This window comes from Neisseria sp. P0021.S006 (assembly GCF_051956895.1).
Map to the genome: position 1 here is coordinate 1 of NZ_JBQCWZ010000118.1, position 2,672 is coordinate 2,672.

Genomic DNA, 2,672 nt, shown 5'->3' on the forward strand with positions numbered 1-2,672 from the left:
CGCCGGCAAAACTATTCTGCCCGGCAGCTTGGGCTGAGGAACCAATAGCGGTGGAATAAAGGCCTGAACTGTTTGCCTGCTTACCAATGGCGATAGAATAAGCTTGCGTTGTCTGCGCCTGATGACCAATTGCAACAGAATCATCACCGACTGCATTTGACAAATAGCCCATTGCCGTACCGTTATTTTGTGCAGATGCCCTCGCACCGACAACAGTTGCATTTTCGTAGTTGGCTCTACTGTGTGCACCGACGACTATAGAGTAATTGCGATCATTTTCTGTATTCAAACCTATGGCAATAGAGCCAGTACCGCGGGAATTAGCATTAGAACCTAAAGCCACGGCACCCACAGTTCTTGAAGTTACAGTCGCATTTGGGCCAACGGCAACAGAAGATGAACCAAGTACGTTAGCATTATGCCCTAAGGAAATACTGCCCGTCGCACCTGTACTTGTTGCTGCATTTGGTCCGATCGCAATTGAATTGGTTTCTTTTGCGCCGTCATTGTTCCAGTTTTTCGTACCGTCAGTTTTGCCTTCTTCTGATTTAACGGAAAAATAACGGACTCGCTCAATTGCATTCAAGACACCATAAAGCTGTGAGCCGTTGATCGCATCAGTGGAAGTAGCGGAAATATCGCCGGGGGATACATTGATGATTTGGCGTTCGTAACCTTTAGAACCGACAGACACAACATCACCGGCATCAGTAGTTGCACCGCCTGCCCAAGTGTAGGTCACGCCCATGATTTCACGTTGAACGTATGCCCGACCTTCTTTATCGGTTTTAGAAGCCGTACCCAAAGCTACAGAGTTCAGCAAAGTTGCCTTTGCACCTGTACCTACAGCCACACCACCAAATGAGGAGGCTTGAGACCTTGTACCAACAGCCAAAGATAAATCGGAAGTAGCATTGGCTTGAACACCCAAGGCAACAGAGCCTTGACCGGCCAATGTAGTCGGATAGCCACTAATCGTATCACCGCTCATCTTCGTGTAAATGGTACCCAAATTCTTACCGGCCAGCGCGTAACGCTCTCTAACACTACCGTCTGCATTGTAATAAACAAACTGGTCAGAAGCGTTACCTGAATATAGAATACTCGTTACCGCCACCAAATCGTCACCACCAATGGCAACAGATGAGTTGCCATTAGCCACAACATTACCACCAATGGCAATAGATTGGTCACCGCGTGCCCATGCACCTTCAGGTCTACCTTCTGTATTAGTATCTCTGTGATTACCCGAACCAATGGCAATAGACTGGCTTACATTTTTTGCAGTTTTATCACCTACACGCGCAGTATTACCGATAGCAATATTATTAGCCGTTGCGTTAGTTGGATTCTGAATCTCCAGCCCCGCTTCACGGCCGATTGAGATTGCACCATAGCTACTTGCATTGGCTTCTAAGCCAATTGCGATCGCACTCGCAGCCACATCTCTGCTACCTGGAGTTTTTGTAACGACACCAGGAGAGCTTGCAACTGCACCTCTACCGATGGCAATAGTGTTTGCACTTTGAGCCTGTGCCGAACTACCTACAGCGATAGATTCCGTAATCTTACCTACCGCATTCGTACCGATTGCAATGGCATTCTCTGCATTTGCAGAAGCCTCGCTACCAACACCGATTGCAACCCCATTACTTCCTCGAGAAACACTGGATTGGCCTAAAGCAATAGAGCCTATACCAAATGCTTGTGCCGAATTGCCTAATGCCGTTGTACCGGTATTATTAGCAAGTGCATTCTTACCTACCGCTGTCGCTTGCGTACCATTTGCTTTAGAATCTGCACCCAATGCTGTTGAATCTGTAGAAACAGCATTGGCACTTTTACCTATCGCTGTTGCATGTGAACTACTTGCACTTGTATCTGCACCCATCGCAACAGCATGAGTTTGAGTAGCCTTGGCATTTGTACCAACAGCAAGGCTGTTATTATGTGTTGCATTTGCACTCGTACCTACCGCAACTGCACCATTAGCCGTAGCATTGGCTGATGCTCCTACTGACAGGGCACCAATACCGGTCGCTGTTGCACCACTAACCGCGGTCGCACTGGTTACAGCATCAAATTCAATTTTTCCTCGTACTGCAGTTGCCGCATACGAATTACCTGCACCCAAAAGAGCTGCCGAAATCACTGTCAATCTGAAAACTGTCGCAATACCATTTTTACCGGATTCGGCAGATACATTTGTACTGTTTTGTTCTGCAGACGATTTCACACGGCCTTTGGCCAATTCGGACGTTACAACGAAAGATTGAATCGTACGGTTCCAAACGACTTTAAATATCTTATTCATTAGTGTGTCTTTCTCTTTTTATGAGGGGTAAAAGCGTAGGCGTTAGCATGACGCTACTTTAAAAAATCTATTGCGGAGGATTTCCCTGCAAAATGCTTGCTTCGAGCTGACGTTTATTGTCACTTTAAGACGAAATTTAGGTCTTTCACTATCTCGAAATGAAATAGTATTTCATACTTACTAAATATCCGCTAGTCAGAAATATCAACCGATTATCTTTAATTTCTAAATGAAATTACGGCTTTCAACCAAAAAACCAATCATCAAAAGGGCTCCAGCCATGTTTCTATTAATAAGCGGTATGTTGTATTCCATTGACAAGTCACAAGCAAACACAGTAACCATGCAACTCATATGC

1 protein-coding gene is annotated in these 2,672 nt (G+C 45.6%); it reads right to left on the reverse strand.

Features of this window, described 5'->3' with window-relative positions; genetic code table 11:
• A partial coding sequence (locus ACTHUM_RS11335) for an ESPR-type extended signal peptide-containing protein (protein ID WP_440402911.1) occupies positions 1-2,314 on the reverse strand: 2,314 nt, incomplete at its 3' end.
• Positions 2,315-2,672: the final 358 nt, after the last annotated feature.